Genomic DNA, 13,787 nt, shown 5'->3' with positions numbered 1-13,787 from the left:
CTTGGTCGTCAGCTGACGGTCATGTCGGCGGAATCGCCGGGCTCGCGCAGGCCGAAGGTGAGGGCCTTGTCGCCGGGCACCCAGTCGCCGCGGAACTGGGCGCCCTCGCCGAGGTCGCGGGTGCGGGCCAGCAGCGCGCGGCCGAGCTCCAAGCGGGCGGGCTCCCACCGGCGCAGCGCCTCGGGCACGTCGCCCCCGCTGCGCCGCAGGGCCTCGGCGAGCGCCCACACGTCGTCGGCGCCCTTGGCCGTGGCGGCCGCCGCGTGCGGGCGCACCGAGAAGGCGGCGTCGCCGACCAGGCAGACGCGGCCGAAGGCCATGCGCGGCACGTCGACGTCGACCATGACCTGGAGGAACGGCTCGGCCGTCCCGAGGGCGACCTCGGCGATCGCCGGCGGCAGGGTCGCGCGGGCGGTGTCCCGGAAGTCGGCGAGGTGCTCGTCGCGGACCGCCCCCGGCGGGAGGGACACCGCGCGCTGCCGGCCCGACCGGTCGGTGAGCAGGTCGTCCAGCGCCGGCCCCTCGGGCACGTTGCGGTACCAGACCAGGTTCATCAGGCGCCGGCCCGGCGCCACCGCGCCGTCGTAGTTGGGGATCGGGTAGGTCAGCGCGTGCGTGTTCTGCCCGGCGAAGTAGGTCAGCGAGTCGTCGAGCGCGGCGAAGGTCGCGGCGGTGAGGTCCCGCTCGTCGACGACGCCGCGCCAGGCGACGTAGCCGCCGTAGCGCGGCCGCACGTCGGGGACCATCGCGCGGCGGGCGAAGGAGGACACCCCGTCGGCGGCCACCAGCAGGTCCGCCCCCGTGCGGTCGCCGGAGGCGAACGTGACCTCGACCCGGTCGGCGGTCTGCGCGATGCCGGTGGCCTCGGAGTCGAGGTGGTAGCGCTCCCGGCCGAAGGCCTCCAGGAGGGTGCCGTAGAGGGTGTTGTAGCCGGTGAAGTGGTGCCGCCGGGCGGCCTCGGCCAGCACCGAGCCGTCGCGGGCCAGGTACCGGTGGACGGACGCGGAGGTGCTCACCGCGGTGAGGTCGAGCAGCCGGTGCTCGAGGAAGTACCGGACGGTGGCCGGGTGCAGCACGATGCCGACCCCGCGGCCCTCCAGCGGCACCCGCGACCGCTCGTAGACGTCGACGTCGCAGCCCAGGTCGCGGAGGACCAGGCCGGCGGTGAGGCCGATCATCGAGCCACCGAGCACGGCGACCTGGGGCATGCGGCTCACCGCGGGACCTCCTCGCCGTGGAGCCGCGACCCGGTGGCGCCGGCGCCGTATACGACGCGACCCGGGTCGCAGGTATCGTTCGCCCCGCTCGGGCGGGGCCCCGGTGGCCCCCCGGTGACGGGAGGAGGGGTGCTGCGGTGGGCGAACCGACCACCCGCGTGGCGCGGGCGGGAGCGCGAGCCGCGGACACCCCGCGGACGCCGTCCTGGGCGGACGCCCGCTCGACCCCCGATCCGGTCGTGGTCGAGCTGCCGGCCGCCGCCGGGTCCGCCGGGGCGCCCCGGGCCGACCGCGCCGCCGTCGAGCGGCCGGTGCTGCCCGGATGGGTCCGCGACCTGGCCGCGGACGTCGACCTCGAGGCGCTGTGCGAACGGGTCGTGGCCCGGGACATCGCGGTGGCCTTCCCGGAGCTGGCCGGGGACGAGGCGTTCGCCGACCACCTGCGGGCCAGCGTCCGGGAGAACCTGTCGCTGCTGCAGCAGGTGCTCACCGGCCGGCTCCCGCTGGCCGCCGTCCGGCTCGAGCAGCCGCTCGTCTTCGCGCGCATCCAGGCCGAGCTGAGGCTGCCGCAGACGGCGCTGCAGCGCTCCTACCGCGTGGGCTTCACCGCCATGTGGGAGGGCTGGGCCGAGCGGCTGGCGACCGTGGCCGCGGAGGAGGACGTCCCCCGCGACGAGGCGGTGCGCGGCCTGGCCGAGCTGACCACGGCGATCCTCGCCTACCAGGACCACGTGGCCAGCCAGGTCGCCGAGAGCTACGCCCGCGTGGACGACGCCCTCAGCCGGTCGCGCGCGTCGGTGCGCCAGGGCCTGGTCCGCCAGGTCCTGCGCGGCGAGGGGGCCACGCTGACCCCGTCCGACCTGATCACCCTCGACCACGACCTCTCCGCCCAGCACGTGGCGGTCGTGCTGCCGGCGGTCGCCGAGGGCGCGGCCGGCCAGCTGGTCATCGGGCTGCGGGCCGGCACCGGGGTGCGGCAGGCCCTCGTCCACCCGCTCGACCTCAGCCGCACCGCGGTGTGGCTGTCGTCCCCGTCCGGCTGGAGCCCCGACATGCTCCGCCGGCTGCGCGACACCCTCTCCGCGACCGGGGTCGAGGCGTCCACCGGCGAGGCGCTGTGGGGGGTCGAGGGATTCTGCGCCAGCTTCGAGCAGGCGCAGGACGTCGAGCGCGTCCGCCGGGCGTGGGGACGTGCGCAGGCGCCCCGCCTGCTCGACCACGGGGAGGTCGCGCTGGAGATCCTGCTGCTCCGCGACCCCGATCGCGCCGACCGCTTCGTCCGCGCCGAGCTCGGCCCGCTCGCCGAGGACACCGCGGAGGCAGCGCGGCTGCGCGAGACGCTCGAGGCCTCCTTCCGCCTGGGCAGCCACGTCGCCACCGCCGAGCACCTGCAGCTGCACGAGCACACGGTGCGCAACCGGCTGCACCGGGCCGAGCAGCACCTGGGCCGCCCCCTGGCCGACCGGCGCACGGAGCTGCAGGTGGCGCTGCGGCTGCAGCGCCTGCTCGCCGGCGGGTCCTGATCCGCCGGGCCGTCGGCGGCTCACTTCCCGGCGAGGCGCTCGAGGACGCCGTGGACGCAGGCGGTGTCCTCCTCGAGCCGGTCCTGCGCGACCGCCGCCTGGTACAGCACGCGGGTGGCCGAGAACAGCGGCGTGGGGCTGGCGACGCTGTCGGCGAAGGCCGCGATCAGGGCGTTGTCCTTGAGCATCGTCGCGACCGTCGCCGTTGCCGGGAGGTACCGGCCCTCGGCCATGAGCGGCCCGCGGACCTGGAGCATGCGCGACCCACCGGCCCCGTCACCGACCGCGGTGAGCACCTGCTGCAGGTCCAGCCCGGCCCGCTCCGCGAGCAGCAGCGCCTCGGCCGCCGCGGCGTTGTGCACCGCGACGAGCAGGTTGGCGATCAGCTTCACCGCCGTCCCGCGGCCGAAGGGCCCCAGGTCGTACTGCTCGCGGGTGAAGGCCGCCAGCACCGGGCGGGCCCGCTCCTTGGCCGCGTCCTCCCCGCTGAGGTAGGCGACGAGGTCGCCGTCGCGGGCCTGCTGGCCGGTGCCGCTCATCGGGCAGTCGAGCAGCGTGCCGCCCCACGCGGCGGCCCGGCGGCGCGCCTCCTCCTTGGTGTCGTGGCCCAGCGTGCTGGTCTCGACGACCACCAGCCCGGGGCGGGCACCGGCGTGCAGGCCGTCCTCGCCGTCGAGCACCGCCAGCAGCGCCGCGGCCGAGGGCAGCGAGGTGACGACGACGTCCGCGCCGCGGGCGACCTCGGCCGGGCCGGCGCAGACGACGCCGCCACGGGCCTCGTGCTCGGCGCGGCGGCCGGGGTCGACGTCGTAGCCCAGGACGGGGAACCCGGCCGCCAGCAGGTGGCCGCTCATCGCCGAGCCCATGACGCCGAGCCCCAGGAAGCCCACCGGCTCGCGGGTCATCGCGGCACCTCTTCCCGGTCGGGGGTCAGGAACCCGGTGAGCGCGGCGCGGAACTGCTCGGGTCGCTCCAGCACCCCGGCGTGCCGCGCCGGGGAGAGCCAGACGACCCGCCCGCCGGGGAGCCGCGCGGCCAGCTCGCGAGCCGCCGCCGTGAACGGCGGGGCGTCGTCCTCGCCGCACACGAGGAGGGTCGGCGCGGTGATCCGGTCGAGCACGCCGGTGACGTCGGCCTGCGCGAGCGCGCGGCAGGCCAGCGCGTAGCCGCGCGGGTCCGCGGTCTCCAGGCGCCGGCGGGCGGACTCGACCACGTCGCCGCCCCGGGCCAGCAGGTCGGCGGTGAACCAGAGCGCGAGGGTGGGGTCGACGAACGGCGCCATGCCCTCGTCCGCCGCGCGGGCGGCCCGCTCCCGCCACATCGCGCGCATCGGCTCGGGGTAGACGGCCACGGCGTCGACGACGACCAGCCGCCGCACCAGCTCGGGCGCGTCGGCCGCCAGCCGCTGGGCCACCAGCCCGCCCAGGGACACCCCGACGACGTCGACGCGGGCCTGGCCGGCGTCGGCCAGCAGGGCGCGCGCCTGGTCGGCGAGGTCCTCGACGGTGTACGGCTGCTCGGGGGCGGGCGTCTCCCCGTGCCCCGGGAAGTCGTAGGTCAGCACCTCGAAGCCCTCGAGCGCGGGCGCCACCGCGTTCCAGAACGACCGGTCGACGCCCAGCGGGTGCAGCAGCAGGACGGGGCGGCCCTCGCCCGTGCGGTGCAGAGCCGGGACGGGCAGGCTCATCGCCCCTCCCCGGCACCGACGGCGCGGACGTCGGGCAGCAGGGGCCCGCCCGGGGCGGGCGTGCGCGCGACGTTCATGACCGCGGCCAGCGTCGTGTAGTAGCCCGCGGTCGCCACGACCTCGACGACGCCGGCCTCGCCCAGCTGGGCGACGGCCGCGGCCCAGGTCGGGTCGGACACGGTGCGGGTGCCGAACAGCTCGTCCAGCACGCCCCACACCGCCGCCGCGGCGTCGTCCATGCCGTCGGGCCGGCGGTTCTCGGCGATGGCGTCGGCGACCGCGGGGTCGAGCCCCGCGGCCAGCGCCAGCGGGTGGTGGTAGCTCCACTCGAACTGCTGGTCCCACCACCGCGCGACCCAGAGGACGGTCATCTCGAACAGCCGCCGGTCCAGCGGGCTCTCGAAGCGGAGGTACTCGCCCACCTTCTGCAGCCGGGTCATCAGCTCGGGGCTGCGCAGCAGCGGCGCGAACGGGCCGATGATCGCGCCGCGCGGACCGGCGCTGATCTCGGCGGCCGCGGCGCGCTGCTCCGGGGTCATCTGCTCCTCGGTCAGCGGCGGGAGCCGGTCCTCCGCCACGTCAGCGCCCCGTCCCGGCGGCCGAGCCCGCTCCGAGGGCGGCGTTCACCTGCGGCATGACCTTCTCGGCCATGAGCTCCATGGACCGCTTGGCCAGGTCGGGGTCGACCCAGTCCAGCCCGGCGTAGACGAGCTCGCCGAAGTCACCGGTCCGCTCGCGCAGGGCGAGGACCTGCTCGGCCACGGAGTCCGGGGTGCCCGCGATCACCAGGTCGTCCAGGACCCCGTCGAGGGTGATCTCCTCGTCGGGCTGCTCGCGGGAGGTCTTGAACAGGCCGAGCCGGCCCAGCCGGCGCATCTTCCCCAGCATCTTCCCGAAGTAGTACCGGTAGGGGCTGTTCGCGTCGGCCCGCCCGTAGGCCTCGGCGACCCGGGCGTCGTCGGCCACGAACACGTTGCGCGCGATCCGCCAGTCGGCCGGGTCCGCCTCGGCGCCGGCCGACTGCTTGCCCTCGACGTAGTTCGGCCAGTGCGTGGCCACCCACTGCGGCAGCAGGAAGTTGGCCGACAGCGGGTGGAAGTCCTTGGCGCCCATCGCGACGACGCCCTTGGAGAAGGGCGCGACGACGGTCCCGACGATCTCCGGCCGCGGCTGCTGGAGGGGCTTGCCGACGATCCCCACGCCCATCTCGTCGTCGTAGGTCGAGGCGGTGGTGACCGTGAAGCGGTTGCCCGGCAGGTCGATCTCGTACGGCGGGTCGAGCTCCCAGAGCCGCGTGATGACGTCGATGGCCTCGGCGAACATCTGGTTCCGGTCCTCGGCGAGGATGCCGAGCAGCTCGGCGTCCGAGGGCAGCGCGCCGGGGCTGACACCGAGGATGAACCGGCCACCGGAGAGGTGGTCGAACATCGCGCTGTTCACCGCGACCAGCGCGGGGTGCATGTGCGAGAGGTTCGTCGTGCCCGTGCCCAGCCGGATCTGGCTGGTGTCGGAGATGAGCGTGGCGAGGAAGACCAGGCTGTTGGTGATGTTCTCGTGCCGGTCGGTGAGGTGCTCCCCGATGAACGCGTCGTGGAAGCCGAGCCGGTCGGCCAGGATCACCGCCTCCCGGTCCTCCTTCAGCGTGTCCGCCCACGAACGCCCCAGCGGGTGCAGCGGCATCGCGAAGTAGCCCAGTCTCACGACGATCTCCTCGGGGTCGCGGGTCGGCGGGGGCCGGCGGTCGGTGGACCGCGGCCGCTCGGGTCAGTGAAGAGCCACGACGCCCGCCGGGCAGTGACGGCGACCGTGAAGTTGGCGGGCCTCCGATGACGGCGCACGCCATCCCCCTGCGCTCGGGACGCGGGTGTACTCGGGCATCTGCCGCGGACGGCCCGTGCGCCGCGCTCCCGGAAAGGTTCGCCTCCCGTGACGACACCAGAGACGGCCGGACCCGCGGGGGTCGACGCCGCCACCTTCCGCCACGTGGTCGGCCACCTGCCCAGCGGCGTGTCGCTCGTGACCACCCGCACCGACGAGGGCGACTTCGGCATGACGGCGAGCTCGGTGACCTCGCTCTCGGTGGACCCCCCGATGATGCTGGCCTGCCTCAACCGGTCGTCGTCCACGTGCACCGCGGTCGCCACCGCCGGGGCCTACGTCGTCAACGTCCTGGGGCAGGGCCACGGGCACCTCGCCCAGCACTTCGCCACCCCGGGCGCCGACAAGTTCTCCGGGCTCCGGCTGACCCGCGGCGTGCGCGGCGCACCGGTCCTGGCCGACGCCCTGGCCCGGATCGAGTGCGAGGTGACCGAGGAGGTCAGCGCCGCCACCCACACCATCTTCCTCGGCCGGGTGGTGCGCGCCGAGGCCGCCGAGGGCGGCCCGCTGACCTACTTCCGCGGGGGCTTCGGCCGCTTCGAGTTCGCCCGGGACGACGAGGTCTACCTGCACGCCCGCCACCAGGTGCTCGAGCGCACGTACGCGCCCGACGCCGTGCTGCAGCTCGACGACCTCGCCCACCGGCTCGGCGTCGACAAGGCGGCGGCCTTCTACGCGCTGACCCGGCTCACGGCCGACGGGCTGGTGCGCCGCGACCCCCAGCGCGGCTACGTGGTCGTGCCCTTCGACGCCCGCACCTCCGACGCGACGTTCGACGCCCGCGCGGCGATCGAGCTGGGCGTGATCGACCAGGTCGTCGGCAAGGTGCCGGAGGGCGAGCTGGCCGATCTGCGGGCCCGGTTCGAGGCGATGGCGGCACTGCTGGTCGGGGACCGGTTCGTCGACTTCGACCGCTACCTCGACGCCAACTACGCCTTCCACGAGGGCCTGGTCTCGCTGGCCCACAGCGCGCCGCTGACGACGGCGTTCGCCCAGCTGCACATCAAGTCGGTGATGACCCGCAGCTTCGGGGTCACGCCGGTGACCTCGCAGAGCTTCGTCGAGGCCCAGCGCGGCATCACCGAAGGGGTGGAGCGGGGGGACAAGGACGCCGCCCGGGCCGCCGTCTACCGGTACACCGAGCTGGCCAAGCAGCGCGTGCGGCAGATCCTCGAGCAGACCGGCGGCCGGCTCTGACCCGCGGCGGGTCAGCCCACCGGACCGGTGGGCGCGGCGCCGCGGGCCCGCACGGTCCGCCGCACCTCGTCGGGCCCGGCGCCCCCGGCGAGCAGCGCCCACAGCAGCAGCCGGGCCTTGCGCGCGTCCAGCCAGCCCGCCGGCACCGCACCGCGGGCCAGCAGGTCCTGCTCCGAGCCGGCGAAGCCGTAGGTGCGGTGCAGCACCGGACCGGCGCCCGTGCGCCCGGCCAGGACGACGGGCCGGGTCGCGGCCGCCTCCTCGACCACGTCGGCCAGGGCCGCCGACACGTGCCCGGCGCCGAAGCCGGCCAGCACGACGCCGTCGTGGCCGGCCTCGGCCACCAGCCGCAGCAGCTCGCCGCGGTCGCCCAGGTGCGTCTCGAGCAGGGCCACCCGCGGGTCGGCGCCGGTCCGGGGGCCGGGCAGCGCCGGCCAGCGCGCCGCCGGCGCGGCGAAGGTGACCGTGCCCTCGTGCACCCGCCCGACCGGGCCGAACGACGGCGAGCCGAAGGCGTGCGGGGCGATCGCGTCGGTCTTGCGGACCAGGGCCGCGGCGTGCACGTCGTCGGCGAGGACGACGAGCGCCCCGCGCCCCCGGGCGGCCGGGGCGGCGGCCACGACGGCGGCGGCCAGCAGGTTGCCCGGCCCGTCGGCGCCCGCCGCGCCGGCCGGCCGCATCGCGCCCGTGACCACCAGGGGCTCCGGCCGGTCCCACAGCAGGTCCAGCAGGTAGGCGGTCTCCTCGATGGTGTCGGTGCCCTGGACGACGACGACCCCGTCGGCCCGCTGGTCCCGGGCCCACTCCGCGACCGCCACGACGTCGAGGGCGGTCAGCCACGCGCCGGGTTGGGTCCGCAGGGTGGTGGCCGCGAGGTCGGCGACGCCGTCCAGCCCGGGGACGGCGCGCACCAGGTCCTCCGCCGAGAGCGACGGCACGACCCCGGACCCGCCGGACCCCGGCGTCATCGTGATGGTGCCGCCCAGCGACGCCACCGCCACCCGCGCCCTGCTGCCCACCCGTCCGCACCTCCCGTCGCGCCGGCCGCCCCGGCGGGCGCCCACCGTACGGCCCGTCCGGGCCCGCCCCCGAGGAGGAGCCCCTCATGCCCGACCTCGACCTGCTGATCGCCGGTGGCACCGTCGTCTCGCCGACGGGACGGCGGCGGCTGTCGGTGGGCGTCCGCGACGGCGTCGTCGCGCACGTCGGGCCCGGCACGCCCGCCGCGCGCCGGACCGTCGACGCCGCCGGGCTGCTGGTCCTCCCGGGAGGGGTCGACACGCACGTGCACCTCATGGACCCGGGCAGCCCGGAGCGGGAGGACTTCCCGACCGGCACGTCGGCGGCCGCGGCCGCGGGCGTGACCACGATCGTGGAGCACACCCACGGCACGCCGGTGCGCACCGTCGACGACCTCCGGGAGAAGACCGCCCACCTGCGCGACCGGTCCGAGGTCGACTTCGGCCTCGCCGCGCACGCCTGGCCGGGCGCCGCCGGGGAGGTGGCCGCGCTCTGGGCGGCCGGCGTCACCTTCTTCAAGGTCTTCACCTGCACCACGCACGGCGTCCCGGGGCACGACGCGGCACGGCTGCACCAGCACCTGACGGCCACGGCGCAGGTCGGCGCGGTGAGCCTGCTGCACTGCGAGGACGAGTCCCTGACCGAGGCGGCCGAGAACCTCCTGCGCGCGGAGGGCCGGGTGGACGGCGGCGTCGTCCCCGACTGGCGCAGCCGCGACGCCGAGCTCGTCGCCGCGGCCGTCGCCGGCCTGCTCGTCCGGCGGACCGGCGCGCGGGCCGCGGTCGCGCACGTCAGCCACCCGGAGGTGGCCGACTACCTGCGGGGCGAGCGCGCCCGGGGCGCCGCACTGCACGCCGAGGGGTGCCCGCAGTACTTCCTGCTGCGCGAGGACGAGGTGCTCGAGCACGGGGCGCTGCGCAAGTTCACCCCGCCCGCCCGCGCCCGCACCGACGCGGACGAGGCGGAGATGTGGGCGCTGCTGCGCGGCGGCGTCCTCACCCACATGTCCACCGACCACGCGCCGTCGACGCTGGAGCAGAAGCGGGCCGGGGACATCTGGAACGTCCACTTCGGGCTGCCCGGGCTGGACAGCACGATGTCCCTGCTCCTCGACGCCGCGGCCCGCGGGCACCTGTCCTACGAGGACGTCGTCCGGGTCTACTGCGAGCGGCCGGCGCAGGTCTACGGGCTGTGGCCGCGCAAGGGGCGGATCGCCGTCGGCGCCGACGCCGACCTCGCCCTCGTCGACCCGGGCGCCGAGCGCACGCTGCGCTCCGCCGACGTGCTGTCCAAGGCCGGCTGGACCCCGTTCGACGGCCGCGAGGTGCGCGGACGGGTGGTGCGGACGTACCTGCGCGGCGTGCTCGTGGCCGAGGAGGGGCGCCCGCGCGGCGAGCGCGCCGGCCGCTTCCTGCCGGGCGGGGGTGCCCGCCCGGGGTCCTTGCGGGTGGGCGAGCCCCTGGCCTAGGGTCGTATCCATCGAGCCGTTGCTGTATACGGCACCGTCCGTCCCCCAGGAGTCCCCGTGACCCTCTCGTCCTCCCCCTCGGTGGTGGAGCTCCCGGTCGCCTCCCTCCCGACCGGCCTCCGGATCGGCGGCCGGCTGCTGCCCGGCCGGGCCGCGCCGCTCGACGTCGTCAACCCGGCGACCGGTGAGGTCTTCGCGTCGGTCGCCGCCGCCGACGCCGAGGACGTCGACGCCGCGGTGCGGGTGGCCGACGAGACGTTCCGGTCGGGGGTGTGGAGCCGGATGCCCATCCACGACCGCGCGCGGATCGTGCAGCGGTTCGCGGACGGCATCGAGGCTCGGATGGAGGACCTCTACAAGCTCGAGACGATGAACAACGGGCGGCCGATCACCGAGACCAAGGCGCAGATCACCCGCCTCTCGGAGTGGTACCGCTACAACGCCGCGCTGCTGCTGGCCGACCGCGACGCGGTCGTGCCGATGCGGGGCGACTACCACTCGTACACGAGCCGGTTCCCGCTGGGCGTGGTGGGCATCCTCGCGCCCTTCAACCACCCGATGATGATCGCCTCGAAGAGCCTCGCCCCGGCCCTGGCCACGGGCAACAGCGTGGTCCTCAAGCCCTCCGAGCAGACCCCGCTCACCGCGATGCTCCTCGCCGACATCGCCGCCGACGCCGGGATCCCGCCGGGCGTGCTCAACGTCATCAACGGCCTCGGCGCCACCGCCGGTGCCGCGCTGGCCGAGCACCCGCGGGTCGCGAAGATCGTCTTCACCGGCGGCACGGAGGTGGGCCGGGCCATCTCGCTGGCCGCCGCCGGGCGCTTCGCCAAGGCCACCCTCGAGCTGGGCGGCAAGTCGCCGGTGCTGGTCTTCGACGACACCCCGGTCGACACGGCCGCGCGCGGTGCGGCGTTCGCCGGCTTCATCGGCGCGGGCCAGACCTGCATCGCCGGCAGCCGCCTGCTGGTGCAGCGCGGCATCTACGACGACGTCGTCGACGGGCTCGCCACCCAGGCCCGGCAGATCCGGATCGGCGATCCCACGCTGGCCGGGACGCAGCTCGGCCCGGTCATCTCCGAGCGGGCCAGGACCCGCATCCTCGGCGCCGTCGAGCGCGGGGTCGCCGAGGGCGCCCGGCTGGTCACCGGCGGCCGGGCCGCCGACGTCCCCGGCCTGCCCGGCGGCTTCTTCCTCGAGCCGACCGTCCTCGCCGACGTGCGCAACGACATGGAGATCGCCCGGCAGGAGATCTTCGGCCCGGTCGTCGTGGTGATTCCCTTCGAGGACGAGGACGACGCGATCCGGCAGGCCAACGACTCGCCGTTCGCCCTCGGCTCGGCCATCTGGACGCGCGACGTCGCGCGGGCCCACCGGGTGGCGCAGCAGCTGGAGATGGGCATGGTGTGGGTCAACGACCACCACCGGCTCGACCCCTCCTCGCCGTGGGGCGGGCTCAAGGAGAGCGGCACCGGGCGCGAGGGCGGCTGGGAGTCCTTCCACGACTTCACCCACGTCCGGGCGGTCACCGTCCGCACCGCCGCCGACGACGTCGACTGGTACGGCGGCCGCGCCACGGGGCGGCTGAACTGATGGCCGGCTTCACGATCTCCCCGGTCCGCGACGGCGTCGCCGTCGCCGAGCTCGACCGCGGGCCGGAGAACCTGTTCACCCTGGCCGACCTGCGCGAGCTCACGGCGTACCTGACCGACCCGCCGGAGGACGCCCACGTGCTGCGGGTGCGCTCGGTCGGCGAGGCGTTCTGCCGGGGCCGCGAGCGGGGCGGGACCAGCACCGCGCCCGGCGTCGTGCGCGGCGAGGCCGAGACGCTGGTGGCCGCCACCCGCGCGTTCCGCGGCACCCGGCTGGTCACCGTGGCGGAGGTCCAGGGCGACGCGGCCGGCTTCGGCGTCGGCGTGGTCGCCGCCTGCGACGTGTCGGTGGCCGTCGCCGACGCCCGGTTCTCCTTCCCGGAGGTCTCCCTGGGGCTGGCCCCCGCGCTCGTGCTCGCCTGGCTGCCGCGGGTGGTCGGCGCGCGGCAGGCCTTCTGGCTCACCGCCACCGGCGAGCCGGTCCCCGCCGCCCGCGCCGTCGAGCTCGGCCTGCTCAACGCCGTAGTCGGCTCCGCCGAGGAGCTGGCCAAGGACGTCGACGAGCGGGTCGCCCAGCTGCGCGCCCGCAGCCCGCGCGTGCACGCCGAGATCCGCGACATGCTGCGGGCGTTCGCCGCGGTGGGCGACGACCAGGCGCTGGACATGAGCATCGACCGGCTGGTGGTCGGCTCGCTGCGCCGTGGTGAATCATGAGCCCGGTGCGCACCCTCGACCACTGGATCGGCGGCAAGCCGACCGCCGGCAGCCCCGGCGGCACCGCGCCCGTCTGGGACCCGGCCACCGGCGCCCAGCAGGCCGAGGTGGTGCTGGGGACGCCGGCCGACGTCGAGGAGGCGGTGCGGGTCGCCGCCACCGCCTTCCAAGAGTGGTCGCAGTCCTCGCTCTCCCGGCGGGCGAAGGTGCTCTTCGCCTTCCGCGAGCTGGTGGCCGCGCGCGTCGGCGAGCTCGCCGAGCTGATCAGCGCCGAGCACGGCAAGGTCCTCTCCGACGCGCGCGGCGAGGTGGAGCGGGGGCTGGAGGTCGTGGAGTTCGCCTGCGGCATCCCGCACCTGCTCAAGGGCTCGTACTCCGACCAGGCCTCGACCGACGTCGACGTCTTCTCGTTCCGCCAGCCGCTGGGCGTCGTCGCGGGGATCACGCCGTTCAACTTCCCGGTGATGGTGCCGATGTGGATGCACCCCGTCGCCATCGCCTGCGGCAACACGTTCGTGCTCAAGCCCAGCGAGCGCGACCCCTCCCCCTCGCTGCTGGTGGCCGAGCTGTGGCAGGAGGCGGGGCTGCCCGACGGCGTCTTCAACGTCGTCCAGGGCGGCAAGGAGGTCGTCGACGCCCTGCTCGACCACCCGGGCGTCGCCGCCGTCTCCTTCGTCGGCTCCACGCCCATCGCCCGCTACGTGCACGCGCGCGGCACCGCGGCCGGCAAGCGGGTGCAGGCCCTCGGCGGCGCCAAGAACCACGCGGTGGTGCTGCCCGACGCCGACGTCGAGCACGCCTCCGACCACCTGGTCGCGGCCGCCTTCGGCTCGGCCGGCGAGCGGTGCATGGCGATCTCGGCCGCGGTGACCGTGGGCCGGGCGGGCGACGCGCTCGTCGAGGCCGTCTCGGCGAAGGCCGCGGCGGTCACGGTGGGCCCGGGCCGCGACCCGGCGAGCGAGATGGGCCCGATCGTCACCCGCGAGGCGCGGGACCGGATCGCCGGCTACGTCGAGGCCGGCCTGCGGCAGGGCGCGCGGGTGGCCGTCGACGGGCGCGGCCTGGTGGTGCCCGGGCACGAGGACGGGTTCTTCATCGGCCCGAGCGTCCTCGACCACGTGACGCCGGCGATGGACGCCTACCGCGACGAGATCTTCGGCCCGGTGCTGTCCGTCGTCCGCGCGGGGACGGTCGACGAGGCGATCGCGCTGATCAACGCCAACCCCTACGGCAACGGCACGGCGATCTTCACGTCCAGCGGCGCCGCCGCCCGCCGGTTCCAGCGCGAGGTGACGGTCGGCATGATCGGCGTCAACGTGCCGATCCCCGTGCCCATGGCCTACTACTCGTTCGGCGGCTGGAAGGACTCGCTGTTCGGGCAGAGCCGGATCCACGGTCCGGACGGCGTCGACTTCTACACCCGCACCAAGGTCGTGACCGAGCGCTGGCCGGCGGTCGCGGCCAGCTACCACTTCCCCACGTCGAGCTGAC

The 13,787-nt window shown here is 75.8% G+C and carries 12 protein-coding genes; 6 read left to right on the top strand and 6 right to left on the bottom strand.

Features of this window, described 5'->3' with window-relative positions; translation table 11 throughout:
• Nucleotides 1-8: 8 nt before the first annotated feature.
• Nucleotides 9-1,208 carry an FAD binding domain-containing protein gene (locus ACI78S_RS11800; protein WP_456973593.1) on the bottom strand — a complete coding sequence of 400 codons (1,200 nt, stop codon included), beginning with the start codon at nt 1,206-1,208 and terminating at the stop codon, nt 9-11.
• Nucleotides 1,209-1,354: 146 nt separating this feature from the next.
• On the opposite strand from ACI78S_RS11800, the gene ACI78S_RS11795 reads away from it, so the two are divergent.
• On the top strand, nt 1,355-2,740 hold the full coding sequence (locus ACI78S_RS11795) for a PucR family transcriptional regulator (RefSeq protein WP_456973400.1): 1,386 nt from the start codon (nt 1,355-1,357) through the stop codon (nt 2,738-2,740).
• 20 nt (nt 2,741-2,760) lie between these two features.
• Here the strand turns inward: ACI78S_RS11795 and ACI78S_RS11790 are convergent, their stop codons facing one another.
• From ACI78S_RS11790 to ACI78S_RS11775, 4 genes are read right to left on the bottom strand one after another with little or no spacing between them, the layout of a single operon-like run.
• The gene (locus ACI78S_RS11790; protein WP_456973591.1) at nt 2,761-3,747 is read right to left on the bottom strand and encodes an NAD(P)-dependent oxidoreductase; all 987 of its coding nucleotides are present in this window, start codon (nt 3,745-3,747) and stop codon (nt 2,761-2,763) included.
• Nucleotides 3,642-4,427 (bottom strand): alpha/beta fold hydrolase, encoded by a 786-nt coding sequence (locus ACI78S_RS11785; RefSeq protein WP_456973398.1) that lies wholly within the window; start codon nt 4,425-4,427, stop codon nt 3,642-3,644. The genes ACI78S_RS11790 and ACI78S_RS11785 overlap by 106 nt, the downstream gene beginning before the upstream one ends.
• Nucleotides 4,424-5,005, bottom strand: coding sequence for a carboxymuconolactone decarboxylase family protein (locus ACI78S_RS11780; protein ID WP_456973396.1), 582 nt, complete (start codon nt 5,003-5,005; stop codon nt 4,424-4,426). Before ACI78S_RS11780 ends, ACI78S_RS11785 begins: the two co-directional genes overlap by 4 nt.
• 1 nt (nt 5,006) lies before the next feature.
• A complete protein-coding gene (locus tag ACI78S_RS11775; RefSeq protein ID WP_456973394.1) occupies nt 5,007-6,128 on the bottom strand; it encodes an LLM class flavin-dependent oxidoreductase in 1,122 nt (373 codons plus the stop codon).
• Between the two features lie 225 nt (nt 6,129-6,353).
• Between ACI78S_RS11775 and ACI78S_RS11770 the strand changes: the two genes are divergently transcribed.
• The gene (locus ACI78S_RS11770) at nt 6,354-7,502 is read left to right on the top strand and encodes a flavin reductase (RefSeq protein ID WP_456973392.1); all 1,149 of its coding nucleotides are present in this window, start codon (nt 6,354-6,356) and stop codon (nt 7,500-7,502) included.
• Nucleotides 7,503-7,513: 11 nt separating this feature from the next.
• Here ACI78S_RS11770 and ACI78S_RS11765 read toward each other — a convergent pair whose 3' ends face one another.
• Nucleotides 7,514-8,521 (bottom strand): asparaginase, encoded by a 1,008-nt coding sequence (locus tag ACI78S_RS11765; RefSeq protein WP_456973390.1) that lies wholly within the window; start codon nt 8,519-8,521, stop codon nt 7,514-7,516.
• A gap of 86 nt (nt 8,522-8,607) precedes the next feature.
• Between ACI78S_RS11765 and ACI78S_RS11760 the strand changes: the two genes are divergently transcribed.
• Genes ACI78S_RS11760 through ACI78S_RS11745 form a run of 4 tightly spaced genes read left to right on the top strand, consistent with a single transcriptional unit; the run spans nt 8,608 to nt 13,786 of the window.
• Nucleotides 8,608-9,990, top strand: coding sequence for a dihydroorotase (locus ACI78S_RS11760; protein WP_456973388.1), 1,383 nt, complete (start codon nt 8,608-8,610; stop codon nt 9,988-9,990).
• A 57-nt stretch (nt 9,991-10,047) separates the two neighbouring features.
• Nucleotides 10,048-11,583 (top strand): aldehyde dehydrogenase, encoded by a 1,536-nt coding sequence (locus ACI78S_RS11755; RefSeq protein WP_456973386.1) that lies wholly within the window; start codon nt 10,048-10,050, stop codon nt 11,581-11,583.
• Nucleotides 11,583-12,296, top strand: a complete 714-nt coding sequence (locus ACI78S_RS11750) for an enoyl-CoA hydratase/isomerase family protein (protein ID WP_456973384.1) — start codon at nt 11,583-11,585, stop codon at nt 12,294-12,296. The genes ACI78S_RS11755 and ACI78S_RS11750 overlap by 1 nt, the downstream gene beginning before the upstream one ends.
• Nucleotides 12,293-13,786 carry a CoA-acylating methylmalonate-semialdehyde dehydrogenase gene (locus ACI78S_RS11745; RefSeq protein WP_456973382.1) on the top strand — a complete coding sequence of 498 codons (1,494 nt, stop codon included), beginning with the start codon at nt 12,293-12,295 and terminating at the stop codon, nt 13,784-13,786. Before ACI78S_RS11750 ends, ACI78S_RS11745 begins: the two co-directional genes overlap by 4 nt.
• Nucleotide 13,787 lies beyond the last annotated feature (1 nt).

The organism is Geodermatophilus sp. SYSU D00815, from assembly GCF_054050035.1.
This window is presented reverse-complemented; position numbering and strand designations above follow the sequence as displayed.